Annotated in this window: 20 protein-coding genes and 2 pseudogenes; 12 read left to right on the top strand and 10 right to left on the bottom strand. The window is 72.4% G+C overall.

What is annotated here, in order from left to right; genetic code table 11:
* Nucleotides 1-214 precede the first annotated feature (214 nt).
* The gene (locus tag OV079_RS55670; protein ID WP_267767337.1) at nucleotides 215-1,294 is read left to right on the top strand and encodes a ribonuclease H-like domain-containing protein; all 1,080 of its coding nucleotides are present in this window, start codon (nucleotides 215-217) and stop codon (nucleotides 1,292-1,294) included.
* Nucleotides 1,295-1,607: 313 nt separating this feature from the next.
* On the opposite strand, the gene tyrS is transcribed toward OV079_RS55670, so the two are convergent.
* The 3 genes and pseudogenes from tyrS to prfA all read right to left on the bottom strand — a co-directional run bounded on the left by tyrS (nucleotide 1,608) and on the right by prfA (nucleotide 4,306).
* Nucleotides 1,608-2,882 (bottom strand): tyrosine--tRNA ligase, encoded by a 1,275-nt coding sequence (tyrS, locus tag OV079_RS08510; protein WP_267778483.1) that lies wholly within the window; start codon nucleotides 2,880-2,882, stop codon nucleotides 1,608-1,610.
* Between the two features lie 5 nt (nucleotides 2,883-2,887).
* A complete protein-coding gene (locus OV079_RS08515) occupies nucleotides 2,888-3,232 on the bottom strand; it encodes a cell division protein ZapA (protein WP_267778484.1) in 345 nt (114 codons plus the stop codon).
* Nucleotides 3,229-4,306: pseudogene (gene prfA, locus OV079_RS08520) on the bottom strand (peptide chain release factor 1). The gene OV079_RS08515 and the pseudogene prfA overlap by 4 nt, the downstream one beginning before the upstream one ends.
* 346 nt (nucleotides 4,307-4,652) lie before the next feature.
* On the opposite strand from prfA, the gene OV079_RS08530 reads away from it, so the two are divergent.
* The 6 genes from OV079_RS08530 (at nucleotide 4,653) to OV079_RS08555 (ending at nucleotide 8,755) form a co-directional block, all read left to right on the top strand.
* Nucleotides 4,653-5,156, top strand: a complete 504-nt coding sequence (locus OV079_RS08530; RefSeq protein WP_267767339.1) for a hypothetical protein — start codon at nucleotides 4,653-4,655, stop codon at nucleotides 5,154-5,156.
* Nucleotides 5,153-5,941, top strand: coding sequence for a hypothetical protein (locus OV079_RS08535; protein WP_267767340.1), 789 nt, complete (start codon nucleotides 5,153-5,155; stop codon nucleotides 5,939-5,941). Before OV079_RS08530 ends, OV079_RS08535 begins: the two co-directional genes overlap by 4 nt.
* A gap of 315 nt (nucleotides 5,942-6,256) precedes the next feature.
* Nucleotides 6,257-7,498, top strand: coding sequence for a UPF0158 family protein (locus OV079_RS08540; RefSeq protein WP_267767341.1), 1,242 nt, complete (start codon nucleotides 6,257-6,259; stop codon nucleotides 7,496-7,498).
* Nucleotides 7,492-7,776 (top strand): hypothetical protein, encoded by a 285-nt coding sequence (locus OV079_RS08545; protein ID WP_267767343.1) that lies wholly within the window; start codon nucleotides 7,492-7,494, stop codon nucleotides 7,774-7,776. Before OV079_RS08540 ends, OV079_RS08545 begins: the two co-directional genes overlap by 7 nt.
* 116 nt (nucleotides 7,777-7,892) lie before the next feature.
* The gene (locus tag OV079_RS08550; RefSeq protein ID WP_267767345.1) at nucleotides 7,893-8,495 is read left to right on the top strand and encodes a hypothetical protein; all 603 of its coding nucleotides are present in this window, start codon (nucleotides 7,893-7,895) and stop codon (nucleotides 8,493-8,495) included.
* Nucleotides 8,456-8,755, top strand: coding sequence for a hypothetical protein (locus tag OV079_RS08555; protein ID WP_267767346.1), 300 nt, complete (start codon nucleotides 8,456-8,458; stop codon nucleotides 8,753-8,755). Before OV079_RS08550 ends, OV079_RS08555 begins: the two co-directional genes overlap by 40 nt.
* Before the next feature lie 902 nt (nucleotides 8,756-9,657).
* Here OV079_RS08555 and OV079_RS08560 read toward each other — a convergent pair.
* Nucleotides 9,658-10,134 (bottom strand): hypothetical protein, encoded by a 477-nt coding sequence (locus OV079_RS08560; RefSeq protein ID WP_267767347.1) that lies wholly within the window; start codon nucleotides 10,132-10,134, stop codon nucleotides 9,658-9,660.
* 266 nt (nucleotides 10,135-10,400) lie between these two features.
* Between OV079_RS08560 and queF the strand changes: the two are divergent.
* From queF to OV079_RS08575, 3 genes and pseudogenes are all read left to right on the top strand, one after another.
* Nucleotides 10,401-10,807, top strand: a pseudogene (queF, locus tag OV079_RS57470) (preQ(1) synthase).
* A 43-nt stretch (nucleotides 10,808-10,850) separates the two neighbouring features.
* Nucleotides 10,851-12,284, top strand: a complete 1,434-nt coding sequence (locus OV079_RS08570; RefSeq protein WP_267767348.1) for an OmpA family protein — start codon at nucleotides 10,851-10,853, stop codon at nucleotides 12,282-12,284.
* Nucleotides 12,285-13,293: 1,009 nt separating this feature from the next.
* Nucleotides 13,294-13,614, top strand: coding sequence for a hypothetical protein (locus OV079_RS08575; protein ID WP_267767349.1), 321 nt, complete (start codon nucleotides 13,294-13,296; stop codon nucleotides 13,612-13,614).
* Between the two features lie 489 nt (nucleotides 13,615-14,103).
* Here OV079_RS08575 and OV079_RS08580 read toward each other — a convergent pair whose 3' ends face one another.
* The 4 genes from OV079_RS08580 to OV079_RS08595 all read right to left on the bottom strand — a co-directional run bounded on the left by OV079_RS08580 (nucleotide 14,104) and on the right by OV079_RS08595 (nucleotide 19,961).
* Nucleotides 14,104-16,185, bottom strand: coding sequence for a GAF domain-containing protein (locus OV079_RS08580; protein ID WP_267767350.1), 2,082 nt, complete (start codon nucleotides 16,183-16,185; stop codon nucleotides 14,104-14,106).
* A 175-nt stretch (nucleotides 16,186-16,360) separates the two neighbouring features.
* Nucleotides 16,361-17,401 (bottom strand): zinc-binding dehydrogenase, encoded by a 1,041-nt coding sequence (locus OV079_RS08585; RefSeq protein ID WP_267767351.1) that lies wholly within the window; start codon nucleotides 17,399-17,401, stop codon nucleotides 16,361-16,363.
* A gap of 68 nt (nucleotides 17,402-17,469) precedes the next feature.
* Nucleotides 17,470-18,036 carry a DUF3829 domain-containing protein gene (locus tag OV079_RS08590; RefSeq protein ID WP_267767352.1) on the bottom strand — a complete coding sequence of 189 codons (567 nt, stop codon included), beginning with the start codon at nucleotides 18,034-18,036 and terminating at the stop codon, nucleotides 17,470-17,472.
* A 725-nt stretch (nucleotides 18,037-18,761) separates the two neighbouring features.
* Nucleotides 18,762-19,961: a diacylglycerol/lipid kinase family protein gene (locus tag OV079_RS08595; protein WP_267767354.1), complete on the bottom strand. Its 1,200-nt coding sequence runs from the start codon at nucleotides 19,959-19,961 to the stop codon at nucleotides 18,762-18,764.
* Nucleotides 19,962-20,150: 189 nt separating this feature from the next.
* Between OV079_RS08595 and OV079_RS08600 the strand changes: the two genes are divergently transcribed.
* A complete protein-coding gene (locus OV079_RS08600) occupies nucleotides 20,151-22,424 on the top strand; it encodes a S46 family peptidase (protein ID WP_267767355.1) in 2,274 nt (757 codons plus the stop codon).
* A gap of 62 nt (nucleotides 22,425-22,486) precedes the next feature.
* On the opposite strand, the gene OV079_RS08605 is transcribed toward OV079_RS08600, so the two are convergent.
* Nucleotides 22,487-22,930 carry a hypothetical protein gene (locus OV079_RS08605; protein ID WP_267767356.1) on the bottom strand — a complete coding sequence of 148 codons (444 nt, stop codon included), beginning with the start codon at nucleotides 22,928-22,930 and terminating at the stop codon, nucleotides 22,487-22,489.
* Between the two features lie 75 nt (nucleotides 22,931-23,005).
* On the opposite strand from OV079_RS08605, the gene aac(3) reads away from it, so the two are divergent.
* Nucleotides 23,006-23,827 (top strand): aminoglycoside 3-N-acetyltransferase, encoded by an 822-nt coding sequence (gene aac(3) / locus OV079_RS08610; RefSeq protein ID WP_267767358.1) that lies wholly within the window; start codon nucleotides 23,006-23,008, stop codon nucleotides 23,825-23,827.
* A 78-nt stretch (nucleotides 23,828-23,905) separates the two neighbouring features.
* On the opposite strand, the gene ggt is transcribed toward aac(3), so the two are convergent.
* A complete protein-coding gene (ggt, locus tag OV079_RS08615; protein ID WP_267767359.1) occupies nucleotides 23,906-25,750 on the bottom strand; it encodes a gamma-glutamyltransferase in 1,845 nt (614 codons plus the stop codon).
* Nucleotides 25,751-26,166: the final 416 nt, after the last annotated feature.

Consider the following 26,166-nt stretch of genomic DNA (forward strand, 5'->3'; position numbering starts at 1 on the left):
CGGGCGGGGGGCTGGCCGGGTTTCTGGTCGCCGCGACAGGCGGTGGCGCACAGAGTGGCGAGGCTGAGCAGGACGGTGGTGGCTCGCGAGACGCGCAAGGGGTTTCCTCCGGGCGATGTGGACCCGGACCGGGCGCGCGTGGTGTCGCGAGCGGACGGCTGGGCGGGTCGCTTCCGCGCAAGTATCCTCCCGGCACTCGTCCATGCAAACTCCCGTGTCCGAGCTCGTCCCGCGGCCTCAGGGGCCTGAACTCCTCGCCGACCTGACGACCCTGGTGCCCGACCCGAACCGGCTGTTCGTGGCCTATGCGAGTCTCATGCAGGTGCAGGAGGGCCGCACCCGCCAGGGTCGTCCTTATTTCGACCTCGTGGTGAGCGACGCCGCGCGGACCATCGCCGCGAAGATCTGGGACGACGCGCCCGAGGCGATGGAGGCGGCCAGGGCGGCGCGGCGGGGGCAGCCGGTCAAGCTGCTGTTCCGCGTCGAGCAGTACCAGGGGGCGCTGCAGCTCAACGTCCGCAAGCTCCGCGGCGCGCAGGACGACGACGACGGCTACGCGCCGGCGCGGGTGTTCGGCGACGGCTTCGAGCGGGTCGCGGGCAAGCTGTGCCGCACTCTGGTGTTCGACCTCGAGACGGCGCCGGCGCACGATCCGGCGACGATGCCGGCCAGCGTGGTCGAGGCGATCCGCCGCCACGCGACGCGCGAGGGCTGCGAGCCGGAGCTGGTGATGAGCCTGTCGCCGCTGTTCGGGCAGATCGTGTCGCTGGCGTTCATGGACGGCGACGATCTCGACAGCGAGGTGTGGGCGCTGGGGGTGCCGCCGGGGAACGACCCGCGGCGGCTGGTCGGCGAGGTGCCGCCGTGGCTGCAGCTCGTCAGCGAGCGCGAGCTGCTGCAGGCGTTCTGGCTGCTGGCGGCGCAGGCCGAGGTGGTGGTCAGCTACAACGGGCGCAACTTCGACGTGCCGTTCCTGCTCGGGCGCAGCCTCGTCCACGAGGTGCCGGCGCGCGTCGACCTGCTCGGCAGCCCGTACCAGGTGCGGCCGCACCTCGATCTCTACCGCATGGTCGCGACCGGCCGCTCGGTCGCCCCGGCCTCGCTCGACGCGGTCTGCTGGGCGCTCGGGGTCGAGAGCCCGAAGGACGGGATGAGCGGGGCCGACGTCGCCCCGGCCTACGCCCGCGGCGAGCTGGGGGCGATCGCCACGTACAACCGCGGCGACGTGCGCGCGACCGCCAGCGTGTACCAGCGCGTGCGCGACACGGTGCTGCGCTTCCGCGACGACTGGTAGAACGGACATGTCTGAAGAGACATGCGCCAGGGCGAGCGATGTCGAGAGGCGCCGCGTCTCGTGGATGGTCGCGAGGACATGTCGGAGGAGCGACGCTCCGTTACGCCGCGTCTCGCGGGTGCTCGCAAGGACAAGGTGGACGAGCGACGCGGAGAGACGCCGCGTGCCGTGGGTGCTCGCAAGGACATGTCGGACGAGCGACGCGGAGAGACGCCGCGTGCCGTGGATGCTCGCAGGGACATGTCCGTACGAGCATGTGTTTTCAGGCATGTCCGCAGGGGCATGCCGTCAAAAACATGCCCGTGCGGTCAGCTCAGGCGAACGTCACGCGGAAGCGGCACTTCTTGCCCGACTGCAGGCGCAGGCCCTGATCGCCGGCGTGGGCGGCGATGACGAGGTGGGCCGGGTCGGTGACGGGCTCGCCGTTGAGCTTGACCGCGCCGGCGGCGATCCGCTCGCGAGCCTCGCGCTTGGACTTGAAGGCCTCGATCTCGGGGTGGGTGACGAGGTCGACGAGGCGGATCTCGGGGCCGGGGACGGTCACGAGCGGGACGGCGCTCCAGTCCTCGCTGCTGCCGAAAGCCTGCTCGCTGGCCTGTCTGGCCTGCGTGGCGTGATCGAGGCCGTGGAGCAGGGCGGTGGCCTCGAAGGCGAGGCGGGCCTTGGCGGCGTTGAGGGCCGCGCCGCCCTCGGCGGTGAGCGCCTCGATCTCGGCGATCGGGACGTCGGTGAAGGTCTTGAGCAGGCGGGCGACGTCGCGGTCGTCGCAGCCGATCCAGAACTGGTAGTACTCGAACGGGGTCAGCCGCTCGGGGTCGAGCCAAACGGCGCCGCGCTCCGTCTTGCCCATCTTGCGGTTGTCGGCGGTGAGCAGCAGCGGCAGGGTCAGGCAGTAGGCGGCGTTGGGCTGGCCCTCGGGGGTCATGCGCCGGATCAGCTCGATGCCGGCGACCATGTTGCCCCACTGGTCCGAGCCGCCGAACTGCAGGGTGCAGCCGTGGTGGCGGAACAGGTGCAGGAAGTCGTAGGCCTGCAGCAGCTGGTAGTTGAACTCGAGGAAGCTGAGCGGGATCTCGGCGTCGAGGCGGTCGCGGTAGGTCTTGACCGCGATCATCCGGTTGACGGTGAAGTGGCGGCCGACGTCGCGCAAGAACTCGATGTACTTGAGCCCGAGCAGCCAGTCGCCGTTGTCGAGCATGACCGCGTCGTTGGGCCGGCCGCTGTCGAAGTGGAGGAAGCGGCCGAGCTGGGCCTTGAGCCCGGCGGCGTTGACGGCCACGTCCTCGCGCGTCAGCAGCTTGCGCGTCTCCATCTTGCCGGACGGGTCGCCGATCATGCCGGTGCCGCCGCCGACGATGACGATCGGCTTGTGACCGGCCCGCTGGAGGGCCCGCATGCCCATGATCTGGACCAGGTGGCCGACGTGCAGCGAGGCGCCGGTCGGGTCGTAGCCGACGTAGAAGGTGACCATGCCGCTGTCCAGCGCGGCGTCGGTGGCGGCGAAGTCGCTGGCCTGTTCGAAATAGCCGCGCTCGAGCATGCGCTGAAGGGCGGCGGAGCGGGGCGGCTGCGGCGGGGTGGCGTTCATGACGTTCACGCGGTCGGGGGTTCGTCGAGGGTGTCGGTGGCCGCCTCGGCGGCGGCCAGCCGCTGCTCGTGCTGGTCGAGGGCGATCCGCAGGCCGAGCAGGCGCTCGTGGACCTTGCGGCGGAACCGCTGGTGCAGGTCCTTCTCGCGGAACAGCTCGTCGGCGATCTGCATGGCGACGAGCAGGGCGACCCGCTGGGCGTTGGCGGCGCTGTTGACCCGCTTGTTGCCGCTCAGCAGCTGCAGGTGACCGTCGACGAACTCGGCCAGTTGCTGGACGTAGTCGGGGCCCTCGTCGCTGCGGATCGTGAGGGTCTGCCCGGCGATCTCGACCTGCACCGAGCGCTTCATGGCTGACCCTGGGCCTCGGCCAGGCGATCGGCCTCGTCGCTGGCGCGCAGGGCGGCGATCACGTCGTCGATGTCGCCGGCCATGAAGTCGGTGATCGCGTGCCGGGTGAGGCCGATCCGATGATCGCTGACGCGGTCCTGCGGGAAGTTGTAGGTGCGGATCTTCTCGCTGCGATCGCCGGTGCCGACCTGGCTGCGGCGGTGGGCGGCCCGCTCGGCCTGGACGCGCTGGATCTCGCGGTCGAGCAGGCGGGAGCGCAGGAGCTTCATCGCCAGCTCGCGGTTCTTGGTCTGCGACTTCTCCTGCATGCAGTGCACCGCCAACCCGGACGGGATGTGGGTGATCCGCACGGCCGAGTCGGTGGTGTTGACGCTCTGACCGCCGGCCCCGGAGGCGCGCATGAACTGCACCTCGAGATCCTTGGGGCTGATCTGAATGTCGACCTCCTCTGCCTCGGGCATGATGGCGACGGTCGCGGTGGAGGTGTGGATCCGGCCCTGCGCCTCGGTGGCCGGGACGCGCTGGACCCGGTGCACGCCGCTCTCGAACTTGAGGAGGGCGTAGACGTCGCGGCCGTGGATCATGGCCGAGATCTCGCGGAAGCCGCCGGCGCCGGCCTCGGACATGTTGAGCGGCTCGACGGTCCAGCGCTGCCGCTCGGCGAAGCGGGTGTACATGCGCCAGAGATCGGCGGCGAACAGCGCGGCCTCCTCGCCGCCGGTGCCGGCCCGGATCTCGAGCACGACGTCGCGGCTGTCGTTGGGATCTTTGGGCAGGAGCAGCTTGCAGCTCGGCCTCGAGCTCGGCCCGCTGCTGCTTGAGATCGCGCAGGTCGCTTTCGGCCATGTCCCGAAGGTCAGGGTCGGCGAGCAGCTCCTCGGCGTCGCGGGTGCGCGCCTCGAGGTCGCGGTAGCGGGCGACGGCGGCGGCGATGGGGGCGATCTCGGCGTGCTCGCGCGAGAGGGCCAGCAGGCGGGTCTTGTCCTGCGCGATTTCGGGGGCGCAGAGCATGACGCCCAGCTCTTCGTGACGCTCGGCGATGCTCTCGAGCTTGGCGCGCAGGGCAGGGTCCATGGCGAGCGCGCGACGCTAGCACCAGGGCCTGTGGCGCTCAAGGGCCACGCCGCCGCGGCCGGCGCCAACGGCTCACCATGAACGGGGCGACGCGACAAAGCACGGCCGGCGGCGAGCACACGTGTCCGCGGTGAGGGCGACGCGGGCGTGATTTTGCCGGCGAGGCGCCGCAGCGGCCCAGGAGCAGCTGCCTTGCGCGCGATCGCGGGCCGGCGCCGAGCCCACGCATCGGGCCGCCGCGAGGCCGGGGGCAGTCCGCGGGGGCGTGGCCCGGTGCGCCGAAGCGCACGCGGGCGGCGAGCGCCCTTGCCTCCCGGCCGGGGCGCGCGCTATCCGTGTGCGCGCCATGCTCCACGCCGACCGCTGGGCCGCCCGCTACGGCTTTCTCCGCGAGCTGTGGGCCGGCCGCAGCCGCGTGCTGGCCGACCCCGCGCTCGAGGCGGCGCTGCGCGGCGCAAAGACGTTGCCCGCCCCGTTCGCGGCGCTGCTCGCCGAGCTGCTCCCGGGCGGCGGCAACCAGGCGTGGCTGCTGGCGCACGAGGCGAGGCCCGGGACCGGGCGCGGACGCACGGGGCCGCGGGTGGCCGAGTTCGACGCGTTCGAGGAGCTGCTGGCCGAGGCGCCGTGGCAGGTGGCGATCGTCGACCTGGCCCGCCACTTCGTCGACGCGGCCAACCTGTCGCGGTTCGCGGCGCGGGCCCAGAGCCGGCTGGAGAATCGCCTCGAGACGCGAGCGTTCCGCCTGCTGACGGCCCTGGCCGAGGGGGCCGAGGCCGGTCGCGTGGTGGTGGTGAGCGCCCCGGGCGAGGCGGCCGGCGGGCTCGAGCTGGGGCTGTTTCAGAGCTGGTGACGCAGCACTTCCCGCGGGCGCGGATCTACGCGCTCTCCCTGACCCGCGCGGCCAGCGTGATCGACTGCGGCGAGGTCACCAGCGACGAGGTCGAGGACGAGGAGGCCGACGAGCGCGGACCGGTGCCGCTGGCCTTCGACAACAGCCTCGGCGAAGACGCGGGCTTCGAGTGCCTGCTCGCGGTGGTCGGCGCCAGGGACGTGCCCCGCGGGGTGACGCTGCTCGAGCTGCCGCCGACAGGGCCCGCGGAGCCGGCCCGGCCGGAGCCGGCGCGTCCGGAGCGGGCGCGGCCGGAGCGGGCCCGCGACGAGGAGGGCGAAGCGCTGCGCGGGCAGCTGGCGCAGGCGCGGCGGCAGATCGAGCTGGCGAGCATCGCCCGCCAGTCGCTGGTGGAGCAGCTCGACGCGGCGCAGGGCCGCATCGACGCGCTGGAGGACCAACTGGCGGGCCGGGCGCCGGCTCCGGCGAAGGCGAGCGAGCCCGACGAGGAGGGGCCGCGGCGAATTGACGCGGCGGCGGCGGCGCTGCAGAGCGCCCGCTGGGAGCTCGAACAGCTGCAAGGCGAGCTGCGGCGGGTCACGGCCCGGCCGGCGGACGAGCTGGAGCGGTCGCTGGCGGCGGCCCAGGCGCGGCTGGGGGCGCTGCACGCCTGCGCGGCCACCGTCGAGGCGCTGGCGCAGCGAGCCGGGGCGGACGAGGGCCTGGCGGGCGAGTTGCAGACCGTCCGCGACCGTCTGCTCGAGCTCGCTGGACCGCCGCCGACCGGGACGGCCGAGCCCTCGTAGCGGCGTCGGTCGCCGACCGGCCGTGCCGCGACATGGTTGCCGGGGCCGGGCGCGCCGGACTATCCTGGCCGAGGCGCGCTGGTGACCCAGACCCGCGTGCCTCGCCGTGCGGCCGCAAGCACGTCTGCGCTTGACCACCGCGGACTTCGGGCCGGTCACGGTTGTGCGCACCGAACCATCACCCCCCTAGAGCGGAAGCGACTTAGCCATGCGAGTTTCCCCGGAAGCGCCGATCCCCGACTGGTCGGCCCTCGAGACCTCTTTGAGCACAACGCCCCCGACCACCACGCCTATCTGGATCTCCAGAACGGGCAGGTGGTGACGATCAACGACACCCGCCCCGAAGACGAGGAGAAGCGGCAGCAGATCGCGCGCTCGACCGGGCGCTTCATCCACCTCGACCCGGCGTCGTCGCGCGAGCAGTACCGCTGGATGGAGCGCTTCGTCGCCTCGGTGGAAGATCCCGCGCTGCGCGAGCGGCTGACGCTGGCGATAGACGGTAAGGGCGCGTTCCGTCGCTTCAAGGACGTGTTGCTGTCGTACCCGGTCGAGCGCGACCGGTGGTTCTCGTACCGGGCGAACCTGCTGCACATCTACATCGACGGCTGGCTGGCCAACCAGGATGTCGTGCTCGGCGCGTATCCGCCGTGGGGCAAGCCCGAGGATCCGCCGGAGCCGAACATCCCGCTCGAGAAGCCGACGAGCGAGCGCGCCGGGGCCGTCGGAGACGCTGCGCCGGACCGCGCGCGATCTCATCGATCGTCTGCCCGCGATCGAGCTGCCGGCCGCGATCGCCTATCTGCAGTACCTGCTCGACAAGCAGCCTTCGGTCCACCACGAGCCGACCACGTGATCCGTCCGATCGAGCTGTCCCTTGCGACATCTCCGGCGCGACGCTTCACCCGCTTCATCGGCGTGGCTCTCGGCGGCGGCCGCGGCAAGACGACCGCGGTCGCGCGGCTCGAGCGCGTCGAGGCGGAGGGTGATGCGCCGCGCGTGCGCCTGGCGGAGGCCCGACTCCGCCACGGCCACCGCGGCAGCGGCGAGGAGGGCGGCGAGGGCGGCGGCGATCCGTTGTTTCGCGACGAGGTGCTGGTCGCGTACCTGCAGCGGTGGGTGTCGGACGATACGGTGGTGGCGATCGACGCGCCGCTGACGTTGCCGCCGTGCATCCGCTGCCCGCTGGCCTGTCCCGGAGTACAGGCGTGCACCGTGCCGGTGGTCGCGTGGATGCGGAAGCACGCGCCGGCCTTGCACGCGGCGCGGCGCTCGGACCCGGGCAAGCCGGCGGTCACGCCGTACACGCAGCGGGCGGTCGACGTCTTGCTGACGCACGTGGGGCTGTCGCCGCGCGAGTCGCTGGGGCAGGGCATGGGGCCGCTGGCGGCGCGGGCCGCTTATCTGCGGCGCGTGCTGTCGCCGCTGCTGCGACTGCACGAGAACCTGATCGAGGTCTACCCGCCGGCGACCGTGACGCGCCTGTTCGGGGCCGAGGTCGAGCATCGGCATCGGCGCAGCGACAGCGAGCAGGCGTGGAGCTGCGCAAGCGGATGCTGACCGCGCTCGACTCGGTGCTCGCGTTCGACTTCGTCTGGCCCGAGGTTGTGGTCCGCAGCCCGCACGTCTTCGACGCCGTCATCGCCGGCGTCACTGCGTTCTTGTGGGCGCATCAGGGCTGGCAGGGGCCGCTCGATCTCCAGCCGGCGCAGTCTGCGGCCACCAGCGAGGCCGTCACGCCCGATCCTCTGCGCGCCGCGATCGCGGGGCTCGAGGATCGCTGGCTCGAAGACGGCTGGATCTGGGCCCCACCGGCTCCTGGAGGCGGACGCGTGTGATTCTGCACGATTTGGCGCAGACCGGGGGCTCGCGCGGGTCGTTGCTTCCCCTGCTTGCCTGCGATGCGCCGCCAGGTGCACAGTAGACAGGCTACAGGCCCTCGGACCCCAGACGCATGCGAGACCCGGCCCACGGCAGCGACTTCACCCCCGACGAGCTCGATCTTTTGGAGGACGCGCTCGAGTGGGTGGAGGATCCCGCGCGCCGCGGCGATCTCGAGGCGATGCCCGCGCCGCTGCGCCAGCGCGCCGACGAGTACGCCGCGATCCTGGCGATGACGCGCGAGGTGATGCCGGAGGAGGACGTCTCGCCCGGGGTGCTCGACGGCATCCTCGCCGAGGCCCGCAGGGCGGCGCCTCCGCCGGCGCCGGCCGCCGCGCCGGGTCCGAGTTTGTGGGAGCGGCTGCGGCGCTCGTTCTTGCTACCGGGGGTGGCGCTGGCGGGCACGGCGGCGTTGCTCTTGTGGGTCGCGCGGCCGGTCGACGAGGCGGGGCCTTCGATCCGCGACGAAGCTGCGCCCGCGCCGTCGCCCGCGCCTGCTGCTCGGAGGCGGCCCGCGAGCTGCGAGCGGCGCCCGAGGCGGATGCCCGTAAGGACATGTCCCCGCCGACAGACGAACCCAAGGCCGAAGCGCCCGCCGAGGCCGCGCCGACGATGCCGGCCGCCGACGCTGCGAGCGTGCCGGGGGCCATCGAGCAGGAGCCGCCCTCGCCGATGATGAAGGCCGCGCGCGGCGGGGCGCCGGCGAAGAAGAAGGCGATGGAGGTCGACGCGGGGCCGCTGCCCGGCCTCGGCGTGCCGGAGGAGCAGCGCGTCGACGCCGACAAGGAGTCGGTCCGCGACCAGCTCGAGAGCGGCGACCGGGCCCGCCACAAGGGCCGCTGCGACGTGGCCGAGGCGGAGTACGCGGCGGTCGCCAACAGCAACGGTCCGGCGGCCGAGCGCGCGAGCCCTCGCAGGCCTGGGCCTGTGTCGTGAGGCGGCCGGCAAGGCCGCCGACGCCGAGCGCTACTTCGATGCAGCCCTCGCGCTCGACTCCAGCGTGGAGCGCTGGATCGGCGGTGAGACCGAAGTGGTGAAGAAGAAGGCCGTGAAGGCGGCCAAGCCCAAGAGCGAGGGGCTGTAGCCGGAGGGCCGGCGCGAGCGTCGGCGGTGCTTCTCATCCTGGCTCGAAGGACAGGTGAAGCGTCGGCGAGGCGAGAGCGCCGATTCACTCGCGCGCCCGCCCGTGGCGAGTGGAGGCGCCGCAGCTCTCGAGCAGGAGCTGGCGAGCCGGCGAAGCTCATGATATGGCCTAAAGGACATGTCTGTGAGGTGAGGCTATCGAGTGACAACCGGTGTCGGCGCTCGCGGAGCACGACGGCTGCGTCGCGCGTGAGCCCAAACAGGGTTCGCTCAAGGGCTGGCCGAAAGGTCATGTCGATGCGCGGACGCTCTCGCCTGCACCGCGGATGAGCACCAGCCGAGCTAGCCGGGAGCTGGCGGAAGGGACAGGCCGATGCAGCGGCGCTCTCACGTGCGTCGAGGATGACCACCGGCCGAGTCCGCCGTGAACTGGCGGAAGGGGCAGGTCGATGCAGCGGCGCTCTCACGTGCGTCGAGGATGACCACCGGCCGAGCCCGCCGCGGGCTGGCGGTAGGAGCAGGTCGATGCGCGGGCGCTCTCGCCTGCATCGCGGATGACCACCGGCCGAGTTCGCCGTGAGCTGGCGGAAGGGGCAGGTCGATGCGCGGCGGCTCTCACGTGTGTCGAGGATGACCACCGGCCGAGTCCGCCCGTGAGCTGGCGGAAGGGGCAGGTCGATGCGCCGGCCTCGCGCGCGCGTCGGATGACTTCTGGCCGAGTCACCGGCGAGCTGGTCGAAAGGACAGGTCAGCGCTCAGTCGACGTCGACCGCGAAGTCGACGCCGACGCTCGGGCCGTCGTAGCTGGGGAAGCGGTGGTCGTAGACCGCCTTGCGCGCGCAGGGGACGATGCCCCAGACGTTCAGGCTCGCGGGGGCCTTGACCGACACGCTCTCGACCTTGCCGGAGGGCAGGAGGCGCAGCTGGACCGCGAGGCGGCCGCTGCCGACGTCGCCGTAGCGGCTGGCCGTGACCACGCAGTCGGTGATCTTCGGCGTGATCTTGGCGAAGTGCTGGTCGAGGACCCGCTCGTTCGGTCGCTCGCTGCCGGCCTCGAGATCGATCGTCTGCGCCTTGTCGTTGGAGAACTGGGGGATCTTGCGATCGTCGACGGGGACGAACGGGGGCAGCTTCTCGCCAGCGGGCTCGGCCTCTTCGACCTCGTCTTCGGGGGCGGGCGCCGGATCGGAGCCCCCGCCGCCTGCGGCCGAGCCCGGCGTGGTCCGGCGCACACGCTTCTTCTTGCGCCGCTTTTTCTTCTTCTTGCCGTCGTCGGCGACGGGGAGTGATCGGCGCGTCGGCGACGCACTGGCCCTCGACGCAGGTGCTCCCAGGGCCGCAGGGCGCCGCGCAATCGGGCTTTGGCGCGGGTTCGCACGCGAACGAGGCCGCCAGCGCGAGCGCGGCGAGGCGGGCGAGGCGGGCGCCGGGCGGATGCTCACCCATGAGGGTCGGATGATGCCGGCCGCGGCGGCGCGGTTCAAGCTCACGGCCCGAGATCTGGCCCGCGGCCCGCGGACCATGGCAGCGTGCGCGCCGTGTCCACGGTGCCCTCCGAGAGCTCGCCACGTTCGCCAATCCGCGCCCCGGGCGCGACTACGAGGTCCGCTTCGATTGCCCCGATTCACCTGTCTGTGCCCGATGACGGGCCAGCCGGACTTCGCCACGATCCGGATCCGCTACCGCCCGCGGGCGCGCTGCGTCGAGCTCAAGAGCCTCAAGCTGTACCTGTGGTCGTTCCGGGACACGGGGGCGTTTCACGAGGCGGTCACCAACCAGATCCTCGACGATCTGGTCGCGGTCCTGGACCCCGAGCTGCTCGAGGTCGAGGGCGACTTCCTGGTCCGCGGCGGGATCCACACGGTCGTGCGGGCTCGCCACGTGGGCGCGCCGCTGCCGGGCTGAAAGCGGCGGGCGGGCGTGATAACGTCCGCCCGGACTCGCTGCCATGCCCATGTTCTCGACCCTCGCCGGCGCCCTGATCGCTCTCCTCCTCGACGGTCCCTTCAACTACGAGTTCTCGCGCGTCACCGACGAGAAGGGCCAGGCCCACGTGCTCCTGCGGGCCAACGAGGACCTGCAGGCGATGGAGGTGACGATCACCGGCGACCGCCAGACGATCCGCAAGAAGATCCCGGCGCTCAAGGCGGGCAAAGAGTTCAAGATCGTCTGGACGCAGAACGGCGACAACTCGGCCTACGAGATGGCGATCGTGTCGTCCGCCGGCGAGGCCAACGCCAACTTCGAGGTCGCGCGCGGGGCCGGCAAGCCGTCCGGCGGCGGTGGTGGCGGCGGCGGCGGCGGCGGTGCGGCCGGCAAGGTCACGGCGATGGCGTCCGCGGCCGACATCCTCTACGACCACAAGGTCGCGTACACGACGAGCTTCGAGGTCAGCGGCTACGAGTTCAAGGTCTACAACACCGACGGCGACGTGATCCACAACGACTCGGGCACCGGCGGCTGGAAGGCCAACGAGCGCATCGAGCTCAAGTGGGACACGAACGACGACGTGTTCCTGGTCAAGGTCCGCTTCGAGGGCGCGCAGGGCCAGTTCGGCGAGCACATCCTGGCGCCGATGGCGATCGAGATCCCGCACACCGAGGTCGTGTTCGACAGCGGCAAGGCGCTGATCCGTGGCGAGCAGGCGCCGAAGATCGACGAGGCCGCGGCGGTGGCGATGCACAAGCTGGCCGCGGTCGAGAACGCCAAGAAGGCGGTGGGCAACGCGCTCGAGGGCGCCGGCTACGTGCCCAAGCTGTTCATCGCCGGCTACACCGACACCGTCGGCAAGCCCGGCGACAATCAGAAGCTCTCGGAAGGGCGCGCGCGGGCGATCGCGGAGCGCTTCCACGAGAAGGGCGTGTGGGCCGAGATCTACTACACCGGCATGGGCGAGAAGGGCCTCAAGGTCCAGACGCCCGACTCGTTCGACGAGGAGAAGAACCGCCGGGCGGTCTATGTCATCAGCTTCCAGCCGCCGACCGGGCCGTGGTTCCCGTCGCCCGGAGCGTGGAAGAAGGTCGCCAACGCGCGCCCGCGCCCGTCCGAGCTGCCGCCGTACCCCGAGAAGTGGAAGGAGTACGAGGACAACAAGCGCCACGGGAAGCCCGACGGCGGCTCGTCGTCCAGCGAGGGCAGCGGTGGAAGCAGCTCGAGTGACTCGTCGTCCGGCGACGACGCCTCGGGCACGTCGGGCAGCAGCAGCAGCAGTGGATCGGGCGAGCCGTACCTGGGCTCGGCCGAAGGCCCGCCGGAGGTCGGTGGCGAGCCGGGGGCGAGCAAGAAGGGCTGCAACGTGAGCGCAGAGCCGACGCCGGGCGCGACGATCCTGCTGCTCGCGGGGCTGCTGACGCTGCGTCGCCGTCGCGGGCACGCTGCTTGAGGCCCGCGGGCCCGGCCGCTCGTGCGCGCCGGGCTCGGTCGTCGCGGCACCCGAGCGGGGGTCGGCGAGCAGGCCGGCGCGCTCGAAGCGAAGCAACGCGCGGGCCCCTGGAGAGGTCGCGAATCGACTCGGCCACCGTTGACACGGCACCCGATCGGGGGTCGGCGAGCAGGCCGGCGCGCTCGAAGCGGAGCAGTTCGCTGACCCCTGGAGAGGTCGCGGATCGTCTCGGCCACCCGGTCGCGGCTGAACTTGTCGGGCCTTCTTCCTTCGCTGACACGGCGCGGAACGGGGGCTGCTGGGATTCGGTGGTCTCGTGCTCGCGGCGTGCGGGCGGATGCCCGTCGTTGACGTGTGCGGGCCGGGCCGGGTCGTCGCCGTTCTCATTCCTTCGCAGGCGCGTTCGCGGTGGATGGGACAAGCCATCGGTCGCCCGGCCCGCGCTTCCTCTCCTCGGGGGCGCGGCGCGCTCGGGCCCGCTGTTCTTCGTACGGCAGTCGGCGATCCGGAGGACGGGCGCCCGGGCCCGCGGTTCCTCCTGCTTGCTCGTGCGGCGCGAGCGGAGCTCCGGCTTGCGGTCCGCTTCACGTGCGCGACGGCTTCACTGCCGTCCGGCGGGCAGCAGGGTCGTGCTTCCGAGGCCCGATGCAGGACGGTTGCCCCACGGGTCGCACACGGTGAGGGCCGATGCGTCGAGATGCCGATGCATCGACGAGGGCATGGATCGCGCGGCGTCGCACCGATGGAGGCCGCGGACGGGGGTGGCGCACGAGCACGGTACGCGAGGACAGCCGCGAGGTCGTGGCCTCGAGCGAGCCGCGATCGCCGGCGTTCGTTGCAGCGAGAAATGCCGCAGAGAGGCATGTGGCGCCGCGAATTCGGCGTCTTCGCCGATGTGGCCCTTGGGACCTGCGCCACGCGGCAGGTGCCCACGTGCAGCCTGTGATCGATGAAGAGGTTGCAGGCCGGCCAACGTGTTCCAGACTTGCGCCACAGAAGGAGTGAGAGCATGGCACGTAGCACTCGGACGAAGCAGAGTGGGCCGGCGCGGGCCGGCGCGAAAGTACGCAAGACGGCGCCGGCCAAGACCGGGGCGAAGACGAGGGCGAAGAGCCCCGCGGTGAAGGGCAAGACGACCGCCGGCCGGGCGACGAGCAAGACGGCCGGGCGCACCGGCAAGCAGGCCGCGGCGCCGACGTCGAAGTCGCGCAGCGAGGCGGCGAAGAAGGGCTGGGAGACCCGTCGCCGCCGCGCCGCCAAGACGGCGCCGACGACCGCGCGCAAGACCACCGCCGGCGCGGCCAAGGCGAAGAAGACCCGGGCCCGCTGACGCCCGACGCGCCGGGTCGCCCGCTCGCGGATGTCCTTCGGGACATGCCGGGCCGCAGAGGCGAGGACGGAGCAGGCGAGCACACGAGACCGCGTGTGCTGGCCGTCGCGGGAGGAGGCACGAGACCGCGTGCCTCGCCCGAACCGAGCGAAGCAGGCGAGCACACGAGACCGCGTGTGCTGGCCGTCGCGGGAGGAGGCACGAGACCGCGTGCCTCGCCCGAGCCGAGCGAAGCAGGCGAGCACACCGCGTGTGCTGGCCATCGCGGGAGGAGGCACGAGACCGCGTGCCTCGCCCGAACCGAGCGAAGCAGGCGAGCACACCGCGTGTGCTGGCCATCGCGGGGCGAGGCACGACGTGCCTCGCCCTTCATGCTTCGGTGACCGGCGCGAGCCTTCGTCCGGCATGCGAAGCCGGCGAGCCCATGCGATCGAGAGTGCCGACCCCGAACCGCGAGGCGGCGCGTACCCCCGATCGCGTGGGCTCGCCTCAGGCGAGCTGGCCTTCGGGACAGGAGCTCTGCAGGCAGTGCTGCAGCCCGCACTTGAGGCTGGCGGTCGCGGGCAGGCGGGCCAGCTCGGGGCACAGGGCGACCAGCTGGGTGACGGCGTCCGGGTTGACGCCCGACAGCACGCAGGCGGCTCCGAGGCGGCGGACTGCGTGGGCGATCTGGGCGACGGACTCGGCGTTGACGGCGTCGATCGCCTCGAGGGCTTGCAGGTCGAGCACCACCCACGCGGCTTGTTGGCGGGAGATGGCCTCGGCGAGGCCGCCGATCGTCGCTGCCTGGCGATCGCCGTCGAGGTGACCGATCAGCGGCACTGCGAGGACGCCGTCCCAGATCTCCAGCACCGGCGAGGTGAGGCGCGCGATCTCTTGCCGTTGCGCGTGGATGACCGACATCTTGTGCAACAGGTCGCGCTCGGCGGTGCGACGGCGATCGGTCTCGAGCAGGAGGGTGACGGCGTCGGCGAGCGAGGCGACGAAGGCCAACTCGTCGTCGGTCCACACGCGGGGGTCGCCGATGTACTCGCAGCAGAGCACGCCGGACAGGCCGCCGCGCGAGCGGATGGGGGCGTCGAGGGTGGCGGACACGCCGTGGCGGCGAAAATAGATGGCCGAGAATTCGCGGGTGCGCGGGTCGGTCTGCGCGTCGGAGGCGTCCAGCACGCGGGTGGTCGCCAGGGTGGCAAAATAGATCGGGAAGTCGCAGCGGTAGAGCACGGAGCCGGAGGTGTGCGCGGCTGTCGCCACGTCGTACAGATCCGCGCACTCGAGGGCCGAAGCGTCGGGGGTGAAGAACCACACTCCTGCGCGATGGATCTTGAGGATGTCGATCGCGGTCTCGGTGATCCGCCTCAGGCCGGTTGCGAGGTCGACGTCCGGTCGCTCGCGATCGCGGGACAGCTCGAGCAGGGCGCTCAGCTGGCGGGCCAGGTTCTTGTTGTCGCCCGCTTCGTCGCCGCCGCACATCAGCTCGGCCAGCACGCGCGCCCGGGCCCGATCCGGGTCCTCGGCGATGCGCGCGGCAGCGGCGATCCTCGCGGCTCGGTCGAGCAGGTTCATGCTTCCCTCCAAGGCAAGTATGACCGGCAACACGAGGCGCGCGAGCGGTGTGGCCGCCGGATCCGCGTCACATGTCTGGAAGGACATGTCCCGGCGGCCGCGGCGCTGGCGGTTTCGCGGGCCGATCGGCGATCGGGCTCGGCCGGCCGTCACTCGAAGGTGACGACGAAGACTTCCTGTTCGCTGTCGGTGCCGGCGGCGCCGGTGGTGGCGCTGTCGTCTCCGCGGCGTGCGCGACGGATCTCCACCTCGCTGCGGTAGCCCAGCGCCTCGAGGGCGTTGACGGTCGTCTGGAACAGGGACGTCCGGGTCGGCGAGGATGATCCGACCGCCCGGGCGGCACAGGCGGGCCAGCGCCGGGGCGACCTGCTCCGCCAGGCCTGCCTCGTAGGCCACGTCGCTGGCGAGCACCACGTCGGCGGTGCCGAGCGAGGCGACCAGGGCCTCGGGGTCGGCGACGTCGCCGGGGTGATAGGCGATGACCGCGTCGTTGAGGGCGGCGTTGCGGCGCAGCAGGGCGAGGACGTCGGGGTGGGCGTCGCACGCGAGGACGTGGGCGCCGAGGCGGGCGGCGACCAGGGCGGGCAGGCCGACGCCGCAGCCGACCTCGATGACGCGGCGGCCGCGGACGAGGGCCGGCCGCTCGCCGAGGTGGGACGCCAGCGCGCGGCCGGCCGACCACAGGGTGCCGAAGTACGGGACCAGGCGCAGCGCCTGGGCGTCGTCGAGGCTGCGGCCGACCTCGTCGCACAGGGCGTCGATGGCGGCGTCGAGGCTGGAGACCACGTCGAGCTCGACGACGACGCCGCCGCACAGCTCGCGGACGCGGCGCAGGGGGTAGTCGAAGCGGCTGCCCGAGAGGACAGGTGATGGATCGGTGCGGGTCATCGGTCGAGGATCGTCGCGGCGGCTGGCCGAAAGGACAGGTGGTGAGGCGGGCGGGTCATCGATCGCGGTCGTCGCGGCGGATGGCCGAAAGGACAGGTGGTAGAGGGGGCGGGTCATCGGGCGAGGTCGTCGACGAGTCTGGCCGAAAAGACAGGTGATGTATCGGCGCAGGTCGTCGGTCGAGGTCGTCGCGGGGTCTGGCTGAAAGGACAGGTGATGGATCGGTGCGGGTCACCGGTCGAGGTCGTCGCGGCAGCTGGTCGAAAGGACAGATGGTGGAGCGGGGCGCAGGTCATCGGTCGAGGGTGAGGACGACCTTGCCGAACTGCTCGCGGCGGTCGAGGTAGCGGTGGGCCGCCTCGGCTTCGGCCAGCGGGAAGGTGCGGTCGAGGATCGGCTTCAGCTCGCCGCGGCCGACGTGGGCGAGGATCGGGAACAGCAGGGACTTGCTGCCCATGGTGCTGCCGAGGACCTGGAGCTGGCGGAAGAACACCTGGCGCAGGTCGGTGGTGGCGGCGTGGCCCGAGGTCGCGCCGCAGGTGACGACCACGCCGCCGCGCTTGCACAGGCGCAGGCTGGCCTCCCAGGTGGCGGCGCCGGTGTGCTCGAACACGATGTCGACGCCGCGCTTTTGCACCCACGGGACGGCCCGCACGCGGCGCTCCCACTCGGAGTCGTCGCTGCGGAAGGTGAGCTCGGCCCCGAGCTCGCGGGCGCGGGCCAGCTTGGCGTCGCTGCTGGCGAGGGCGATCACGCGGGCGCCGAACAGGCGGGCGATCTGCAGGCCGGCGACGCCGACGCCGCTGCCGACGGCGTGGATCAGCACGGTCTGACCGGGCTTGACCTGGGCGCGCACGACCAGCATCTGCCAGGCGGTGAGGAAGGTCAGCGGCACCGCGGCGGCGCCGACGAAGTCGAGGTTGTCGGGCTTGGGCAGCAGGTTCTGCGCCGGCACTGCGATCTTCTCGCAGTAGCCGCCCGCGAGCTGCTCGCCGAGGATGCCGTACTTCGGGCACAGGTTGTCCCAGCCCGACAGGCACGCCTCGCACTGGCCGCACGAGACGCCGGGGCTGACGACGACCTCGGCGCCGACCTTGCCGGCGTCGACGCCGGGCCCCACGGCCGTGACGACGCCGGCGATGTCGCAGCCGAGCACGTGCGGCAGCGGCAGCTTGAGGCCCGGCAGGCCGCCGCGGACCCAGAGGTCGAGGCGGTTGAGGGCGCAGGCGCGGACCTCGACCAACGCCTGGCCGGGGCCGGGCTCGGGGTCGGGCAGGTCGGCGAGCTCGAGGACGCTGGGGTCGCCGTGGCGGCGGAGGACGACGGCTCTCATGGCGATGTTCCGAAGGACAGGTCGAGAAGGACAGGGTGAAAGAGACAGGTATGAAAGCGCAGGTCGGCTCAGCGCAGGCGGGCGAAGTTGACGGTCTCGCCGTCGTGGACGGCGTCGCCGTACTCCTGGACGACCGCGCTGATGTCGCCCGAGCGGGCCTTGCCGGCCCGGATCGCCTGGGCCAGGGCGTCGGCGGCGGCGGTGTACTGGGCCAGGCTGGCGGCGAACTGCGGCAGCCAGAACACGGTGCCCGCGGCCTGCGGGTCGGAGTCGTAGGCGGCGCGGAACTCGGCGTAGGCGGCGTTGTAGGCGGTGTGGAACGCCTCGCACACGCCGGCGGTGAACTCGTCGTGGTCGCCGATGCAGCGCACGTACGGCTTGGCCTGGATGATGACGTTGCGCGTGTGCCACTCGAGGCCGGCGCCGGCGCGCGCCTCGATCTCGGCCAGGACCGCGGCGTCGAGCCGGCCCTGGCGGGCGGCGATCTGCTCCTCGAGCGCCCGCCGCGAGTCGTCCCAGGCGCGGTAGGCGTCGCTGAAGTTGTTGTAGATCGGCGAGCGCTCGCCGTCCTCCTCGATGGAGGATGACTTGTGCGACATGTCCTCGCGGACAGCGTCGATGGTGGCCGCGAACACCTTGGAGGTGTCGACGTAGACCGCGGCGGCCTGCTCGAGCGCCGGCTGCGGCGGCTTCAGCAGCGGACCCTCGTGCTCGGCCTTGTCGCACTCGCCGATCGCCTCCGGGGATCTCGGCCGGTGGGGTGCGCGTGCGTCCGGCGAACGCGGCCGCGCCCTCGCGGTAGGCGTCGTACAGCGGGACGCGGGTGGCGCCGACGCAGTCGACGTAGAGCCGCAGCTTGTTGAGGACGAGCTCGGGCGGCAGGCGGTCGGGCTCCTCGGGCCGCTTGCTGTCGGTGGCGGTGAGGCCCTGCTGCAGGCGCTCGCTGATCTGACGCTGGAGGCCCGCGACCCCGCCGTTGCAGGCGAGGACGGCGCACAGCGGCGCGGCGAGCAAAGGCCCGCGGAGCCGAGAGTGATGCGTGGCCGGGCCCGAAGTCATGCCGAACCGGCAGACCAGCGTGCCACGGGCCGCCGGCGCCCCGCAAGCGCCCGGGCGGCCAGCGAGCCCGACGATGCGACGCGGCGGCGCGACGCGAGTCACGAGAGGTGCGCGCGGGAGCAGCGGCGCGAGGCGGGACGGCGGCGCGACGCGGTCGGGGCGCGACGCGGGGCGCCGGCGCGGAGCGAGTCACGAGAGGTGCACGCGCGTGCAGCGGTGTGAGGCGGGTCGGCGGCGCGAGGCGGGGTCGCAGGAGCGACGCGGGTCGCAGGCGCGACACGGGTTGCCGGCGCAACCCGAGTCACGAGAGGCGCGCGGGGGCGCGGTGCGACGCGGGTGCAGCGGCGCGAGGCGGGTCGGCGGCTTGACGCGAGCGCGTGGGCGCAGCGGCGCGACGCGGGTCGGCGGCGCGGTACGGCGCGACGGGCGGGCGATGCTCGTGCGCGTCAGACCCAGTGCGGGTCTTCGGGGACGATGATGCGCAGGTAGTGGAAGAGGTTGCGGATCCGGTAGTGGTCGGTCGAGACGTACTCCTCGCCGTCGATCTGCGAGGGACCGGGCCCATGCCGGCGGGGCGGAAGATCTTGACCTCGATCTGCGAGCCGCGCGGGATCTGCTTGGGCGCGACGCCGAGGACCGCGAGGTCGTCCTGGGTCACCGGGTTGCGCTTGTGGGCGCGGATCGTGATGGCGCCCCAGTCGGCGGGGTTCTCGACGATGATGACCTCGAACTTGCCGTCGTCGGGCTTGGAGGTGGGGTCGAAGATCCAGTCGCCGCCGTACAGGACGGTGCCCTTGATGACGATGTCGTTGATGCCGCCGAGCTCGCGCGTCTCGCCGTCGATGGTGATGAGCGCGGCGAAGCGGGCCTTGCCGATCAGCGACTTGAGGGCGTTCTTGGCGAGGCTCGACAGGCCGGCGCGGATGTAGACCAGCTTGTCGCGGTAGAGCTGGCGCAGCACCGGGATCTTGGCGACGATCTTGCGGTCGCGGTTGCGCTTGGCCAGGATCTGCGCCGACAGACCGAGGCCCCAGCTGTCGAACCAGAGGTCGCGGTCGACGACCTCGCCGGCGGCGTCGCAGGCCTCGACCTCGCCGACGTCGAGCCACTGCTCGACGCCGCCGGCGATGATGGCGATGTTGTCGGGCAGGGCCTTGAGGCCGGAGTGGACGCCGAAGCTGCGGCCCTGGTCGTTGGCGGTGCCCATCGGCAACATGCCCATCGGCGTGTCGATGCCGCAGCGCTCGCGGGCGAGGATGATGCCCTTGGCGGTCTCGGCGAAGGTGCCGTCCCCGCCGAGGTAGATCACCCGGGCGACGTCGCCGCGCTCGAGCCGGTCGGCGAGCGCCGCGACGGTGGCTCCCTGCGGCAGGGTCGAGAAGAACTCGGGCTCGAGGCGGGCGCGGGCGAGGCCCTCCATGGCCGCGGCGATGGCCGCCTCGGCCTTGCCGCTGCGGGCCGTGGGGTTGCCGACGAGCAGCGAGACGCGAGGGCGAGGCACGGCGGCGGAAGGCTAAACCTCAGGGGCCGCGCGGGGCAAGTCCGTGCGCGGAGGCGCACCGGGGCCGCGTACGCGGTCGCGCGGGCCGCCCGCGTCCCGCCTGCCGCTGCGGGGTTTCAGCGCCCTTCACCCGGGGAGGTCACGCGAGCGTCTCGCGCCGCGGCCGCGCGGATCTGATACCCATCCGGAATGCTCCGCACCCTCCCCGCCGCGCTGCCTTCCAGCCTCACCCTCGTGCTCCTGATCGCCGGTTGCGCCGGCAAGGGCGCCGATTCGGCCAGTCCGAACGGCGGCGGCGAGAGCGTGGCCCAAGAGACAGGTCCGACCACGCCCGCCGTCAAGTTCGAGAACCCCGGCGGGATGTGGATGCCCGGGCAGATGACGGCCCACGCCGAGACGCTGAAGAGCCTCGGGCTCGCCTACGACCCGGCCGCGCTGACCGACCCGACGGCGTTCCCGCTCGGCGCGATCGTCAGCCTCGGCGGCTGCTCGGCCTCGTTCGTGTCGCCCGAGGGCCTGATCGTCACCAACCACCACTGCGTGACGCGCTACCTGCAGGCCAACTCGACGCCGGAGAACAACCTGCTCGACAACGGCTACCTGGCCAAGACCCGCGCCGACGAGAAGTCGGGCGGCCCGGCGGCGCGCGTGTTCGTGACCACGGCGTTCACGGACGTAAGCGACAAGGTGCTCGGCGGGCTCGAGGGCGTGGGCGACGACAAGCGTGCGGGCCAGATCGAGGATCGCCGCAAGCAGCTGGTGGGCGCGTGCGAGGGCGGCCGCACCGGCGTGCGCTGCACGGTGGCGAGCTTCTACGAGGGGGCGCAGTTCTTCCAGATCGAGCAGACCGAGCTCCGCGACGTGCGCCTGGTGTACGCGCCGCACGAGGGCATCGGGGTGTTCGGCGGCGACATCGACAACTGGCGCTGGCCGCGACACACCGGCGACTTCTCGTTCCTGCGCGCGTACGTCGGCAAGGACGGGCAGCCGGCCGATTACTCGCCGGACAACGTGCCGTTCAAGCCGAAGCACCACCTGAAGGTGGCGACCGACAAGGCGACCGAGGGCAGCCTGGTGATGGTGGCGGGCTATCCGGGCCGCACGCAGCGGCTCAAGACCGCCGCCGAGGCGCAGCAGGCGGCCGACTGGTACTACAGCCGGCAGATCCAGCTCTACGAGGATCTGATCGCGGTGATGGAGGGCATCGGCAAGCAGGACCCGAAGGCGCAGATCGCCGGGGCGTCGCGCCTGCGCGGGCTCCACAACTACCTGCTCAACTTCCGCGGCATGCGCGACGGCCTGGTCAAGGGCGGGGTCGCGGCCGACAAGGCCCGCATCGAGGGCGAGCTGCAGAAGTGGATCGAGGGCGACGAGGCGCGCAAGGCCAAGTACGGCGACGTGCTGGCGCAGATGGCGACGCTGACGAGCGAGAAGGCCAAGACGCGCGAGCGCGACGCGGCCCACGACGAGCTGGTGCGCGGCTCGCTGCTGCTCGGCGCTGCCGACACGATCGTGCGCCTGGCCGACGAGCGGGCCAAGCCCGACGATCAGCGCAAGCTCGGCATGCAGACCCGCGACGAGCGGGACCTCGAGCAGGCGATGCAGGCGCTGCAGGCCAACTACCACCCCGACCTCGATCGCGCGGTGTTCCGCCTGTACCTGCAGCGCGCGGCCAAGCTGCCGGAGGCCGAGCGCCCCGAGGTGCTGACCGCGATCGTCGGCAAGAAGGGCACGATCACCGACAACGACATCGATCGCGCGCTCGACAAGCTCTACAAGGGCACCAAGCTCGGCGACGCGGTGGTCCGGCTCGAGGCCCTGCGGGCGGCCAGCGCCAAGACGGTCAAGGCCAGCAGCGACCCGTTCGTCAAGCTGGCGCTCAAGCTCAAGCCGATGGTCGACGCGCACAAGAAGCAGGGCGAGGCCACGACCGGGGCGATGGCGGCCCTGCGTCCGCGCTACATCGAGGCGCTGCGGGCCTACCACAACGGCTCGCTGGCGCCCGACGCCAACTCGACGCTGCGCGTGACCTTCGGGACGATCCGCGGCTACTCGCCGTCGGCCGGCGCGACGGTCTACAAGCCGTTCACGACGGTGTCCGAGATGGTGCGCAAGAACACCGGCGAGGAGCCGTTCGCGGCCCCGAAGGCGGCCCTCGACGCGATCGCGGCGCGCAAGTTCGGGCCCTACGTGGCCCCGGAGCTCAGCGAGGTGCCCGTCAACTTCCTCGCCGACCTCGACATCACCGGCGGCAACTCCGGCTCGGCCACGCTCAACGCCAAGGGCGAGCTCACCGGCCTGGTGTTCGACGGCAACATCGAGGCGATGGCCAGCGACTGGGTGTTCATGCCGCCGATCACCCGCTCGATCCACGTCGACATCCGCTACGTGCTGTGGGTGATGGACGCGGTCGACGGCGCCGACCACCTGCTGACCGAGCTCGGCGTGACGCCGACGATCTGAGGCCGCAGACGCGGTGAGGCGAGGGCGACCTCGAGGGCGCGGCTCCCGAGGTCGTCGCTTTTTTACGGGGCCGCGGACGCGCGCGCGAGGACGGCGAGCACGGCGTCGGGCGTGGGCGTGCCGAGGCGGCCGTCGGCGGCGAAGAACAGGCCGCCGCCCTCGCCGAGGGCGATGTAGCCGAGGAAGGCCCCGCGCGGGCACGCGAGCGCGGGCAGGGCCGCGTGGGCGCGCGAGAAGTCGTAGCCGCAGGCTTCGACGAGGTCGGGCAGGACCACGAGGGCGACGAACAGCGGCAAGATGTCGGCGGGGACCGCCGTGCGCGCGACGTCGAGGGCGCGCTGGACGGCGGGGAAGAAGGGCGGGGCGCGCTCGTCCGGCTCGAACACGACGATGCGCGCGTGGGCCTGCTCGAGCGCGTCGCCGACGCGCGGGTGGGCGTCGAGGAACTGTCGCCGCACGAGGGTCGGGCCGACGTGGGTCCCGAGATCGAGGACGTGCGGGTCCATGTCTGCTTGTAACACCCGGGCCCTGCGCTTGTCGCCGGCGCGGGTCCGGCCTATCGTCGGCGCACAGGAGCGGCCGTGAACCTCGTCTGTCCGCGGATCACCCAGGAGACGCTCGCGCGCGACTGCGCGGCGCTCGGCGTCGTGCCGGGCGACACCGTGATGGTCCACGCGTCGCTGCGCGCGGTCGGACCGCTGCTCGGCGGGCCCGATACGCTGATCGCGGCGATCCTGCAGAGCCTCGGCGAGGCGGGCACGATGATGGTGTATCTCGGCTGCCCGTCGCCGTACGACGACCTCGGCCGGGGGCTGTATCCGCCCGAGGACGAGCGCTTCATCGAGGAGCACTGTCCGCCGTTCGATCCCTACCTGACGCGAGCCAGCCGCGACTTCGGCGTCCTGCCCGAGTTCTTCCGCGGCCATCCGCGGGTGCGCTGCAGCGCCAACGCCGGCATGCGCATGGGGGCCGTGGGGGCGCGCGCGGACTTCCTGACCCGCGATCACGGGCCGAACTACGGGCTCGGCGAGGGCTCGCCGCTGGCGCGCCTGTGCGACGTGGACGGCAAGGTGCTGCTGGTCGGGTCCGACCTCGACCAAGTGACGCTGCTGCACTACGCCGAGGCGGTCGCGCCGATGGAGGGCAAGCGACTGGCCCACGTGCGCGTGCCGGTGCTGCAGGGCGGGGCGCGGGTGTGGCTCGACGTCGAGGAGTTCGACACCAACAACGGCATCAAGGACTGGCCCGAGCGGTTCTTCGGCACGATCGTGGAGGGCTTCCTCGCGGCCGGGCTGGGGCGCAGCGGGCCGATCGGTCAGGCGACCTGCCACCTGCTGCCGGCCCGGGCGCTGGTCGACTTCGCGGTGCCGATCATGACCGCGACCGCGGCGCAGCTCGCCTGAGCGAGCGGACATGCCCCGAAGGGCATGTCCGTGCGGACATGTGTTTGTGGACATGTCTGGAAAGACATGCCCCGAGGGTCAGCGCCCGAGGCCGGCGACCCCGCCGACGCGGCGGGGGTCGGCGGCGCCGTAGGTCTCGCCGGTCTCCGGGAACCGCACGGCGATCTGGGCGGCGCCGAGCTTGAACACGAGGTCGAACGAGTAGCCGAGCTTGCGCAGGGGCTCGAGGGTGTCGAGCATCAGGCCGGGCTCGACGCCGGTGACCGCGGTGCTGCTGCCGTTCTGCAGGGTGAGGCGCGGGGCGGCGATCGCCTCGGTCAAGGTCTCGCGGTGGTCGACGAGGCCGAGGGTGAGGGTCAGCATGGTGCTGGGGATGGTGGAGCCGCCGGCCGCGCCGTAGGCGGCGACGGGGCGGCCGTCGGCGAACAGCAGGGTCGGCGCCACGCTGCTGAGCGGGCGCTTGTTGGGCGCGGGGTCGTTGGCGCCGGGGTCGATGGCCGCGGGATCGTTGCTGCGGGTCGGGCGGTGGTTGAAATTCGCCAGCGAGTCGTTGAGCATGAAGCCGAACTTGGGGACCATCAGGCCCGAGCCCCACGCCGACGACAGGGTGCTGGTCCAGGCGACCATGTTGCCGGCGCTGTCGATGACGTTGAAGTGGGTGGTGTGGCCGCCGACGTCGCGCGGGCCGCCGGTGACGGGGGCGATCATGCCGTCGGGGCGGATGGTCGGGTCGAACTGCCGCGGGTCGCCCGCGACGATCTCCGGCATGCGGACGCCGAGCTCGATCGACTGCGAGCGCTGATCGATGTAGGCGGTCGACACCAGGCCGGCGACGGGCACGCGGACGACGTCGGGATCGCCGATCCACAGCGCCCGGTCGGCGTAGGCCTGGCGCATCGCCTCCTGCTCGAGGTTGAGGGTCTGGCTGTCCCTCGGGCCCATGTCCTCGCCGCCGATCGGGAAGCGCTCGAGGACGCCGAGCATCTGCAGGAGGGCGACGCCGCCGGCCGAGGGCGGCGGGGTGGTGACGACGGTGAAGTCGCGGTACGGCCGGCTGAGCGGGCTGCGGATCACCACCTCGTAGGTCCGCAGGTCGTCGCAGGTCATGCTGCCGACGCCGTCGGGGTTGGCCTCGCGGGTGGCTCGCTGGGCCTCGACGATGGCCTGGGCGAGCCCCGAGTCGTCGTCGCAGTCGTAGAAGGCGGTCGTGCCGCCGGCGGCGATGATCTCGAAGGTGCGGGCGAGGTCGCCCTGGATCAGGGTGTCGCCGTCGACGAGCGGGGTGTTCTCGGGGCGGAACGCCGCGCGCGCCTCGTCGTAGGCGGGGTCGCCGAGCTCGTGGTCGAGCCGGCCGCTGCGGATGTCCTCGGCCAGCAGCGGGTGCACGCGCACGCCGTTCTTGGCGGCGGCGAGCGCAGGCCCGATGACGGAGGGGATCCGCAGGGTGCCCCAGCGATCGAGGGCGGTGGCGATGCCCTTGAGGGTGCCGGGGACGCCGACGATGTAGCCGGACGAGCCGCGCACCTCGGCGTCGGGCTGGCTGACGAACATGTCCGGGGCGGCGCCGGCGGGGGCCCGCTCGGAGGCGTCGAGGACGTAGGTCTTGTCCTCGGCGGCGATGTAGACGAGGAGGAAGCCGCCGCCGCCGAGGCCGGACGCCTGCGGCTCGACGACGTTGAGCATGAACTGGACGGCGGCCGCGGCGTCGACGGCGTTGCCGCCGAGCCGCAACATCTGGCGGCCGGCGTCGGCCGCGACCTCCGAGGTGGCCGTGACGACGCCCTTGTCGAAGCCTCCGGGCGGGCCGTCCTGCATGTCGCCGGCGGGCAAGAGCGGGTCGCCGCCGGCTGCCGGCTTGGAGGGAGAGGGACAGGCGCCGGCGACGGCGAGGAGGACGGCGAGGGTCGCAAGGTGTCGGGTCATGATCATCGACGCTCCCGGCCGAGCTCGAGCGCGGCCTGTTGTTGCGGTCCTCGGCGGGTGTACGCGGAGCGAGGCGGGCTCTCACGCGTCGCGCCCGGGCGAGGGCGCTCGCGCGCGGAGGCTCGCGTCTGAGAGCGGCAGGCGAGGCGGGCCGGCGCGGGCACCGACGCAGGCGAGAAGCCGTTGCTGGGGTTGCAGCAGCGAACCGGCGCGCGACCGCGGCGACCGTGAGCGGGTGTCCTTCGGGACAGGCGAGCAGACGGCCGCGCGGCGCGGGCTCCGATCGCTCCCGCGCAGCCTTGCCCGTGCGCGCAGCCTCGTGTCGCTCGCGGGAAGCGATGTCTGTCTCCGGCCGCGGATGAGGCGCGGCGGGGTGTCTCTCGGGACAGGCGGGCCGAGGCGCGGCGGGGGTGTCT

Origin of the sequence: Nannocystis pusilla, from assembly GCF_026626665.1 — a bacterium.
GTDB lineage: Bacteria > Myxococcota_A > Polyangia > Nannocystales > Nannocystaceae > Nannocystis > Nannocystis pusilla.

What these genes read in the sequence shown, in the direction of transcription:
- tyrS (WP_267778483.1), bottom strand. Translation starts at nt 2,882, where the DNA reads ATGAACGCCACCCCGCCGCAGCCGCCCCGCTCCGCCGCCCTTCAGCGC.
- OV079_RS08515 (WP_267778484.1), bottom strand. Translation starts at nt 3,232, where the DNA reads ATGAAGCGCTCGGTGCAGGTCGAGATCGCCGGGCAGACCCTCACGATC.
- OV079_RS08530 (WP_267767339.1), top strand. Translation starts at nt 4,653, where the DNA reads ATGCTCCACGCCGACCGCTGGGCCGCCCGCTACGGCTTTCTCCGCGAG.
- OV079_RS08545 (WP_267767343.1), top strand. Translation starts at nt 7,492, where the DNA reads ATGCTGACCGCGCTCGACTCGGTGCTCGCGTTCGACTTCGTCTGGCCC.
- OV079_RS08550 (WP_267767345.1), top strand. Translation starts at nt 7,893, where the DNA reads ATGCGAGACCCGGCCCACGGCAGCGACTTCACCCCCGACGAGCTCGAT.
- OV079_RS08570 (WP_267767348.1), top strand. Translation starts at nt 10,851, where the DNA reads ATGCCCATGTTCTCGACCCTCGCCGGCGCCCTGATCGCTCTCCTCCTC.
- OV079_RS08575 (WP_267767349.1), top strand. Translation starts at nt 13,294, where the DNA reads ATGGCACGTAGCACTCGGACGAAGCAGAGTGGGCCGGCGCGGGCCGGC.
- OV079_RS08580 (WP_267767350.1), bottom strand. Translation starts at nt 16,185, where the DNA reads ATGACCCGCCCCCTCTACCACCTGTCCTTTCGGCCATCCGCCGCGACG.
- OV079_RS08585 (WP_267767351.1), bottom strand. Translation starts at nt 17,401, where the DNA reads ATGAGAGCCGTCGTCCTCCGCCGCCACGGCGACCCCAGCGTCCTCGAG.
- OV079_RS08600 (WP_267767355.1), top strand. Translation starts at nt 20,151, where the DNA reads ATGCTCCGCACCCTCCCCGCCGCGCTGCCTTCCAGCCTCACCCTCGTG.
- OV079_RS08605 (WP_267767356.1), bottom strand. Translation starts at nt 22,930, where the DNA reads ATGGACCCGCACGTCCTCGATCTCGGGACCCACGTCGGCCCGACCCTC.
- ggt (WP_267767359.1), bottom strand. Translation starts at nt 25,750, where the DNA reads ATGACCCGACACCTTGCGACCCTCGCCGTCCTCCTCGCCGTCGCCGGC.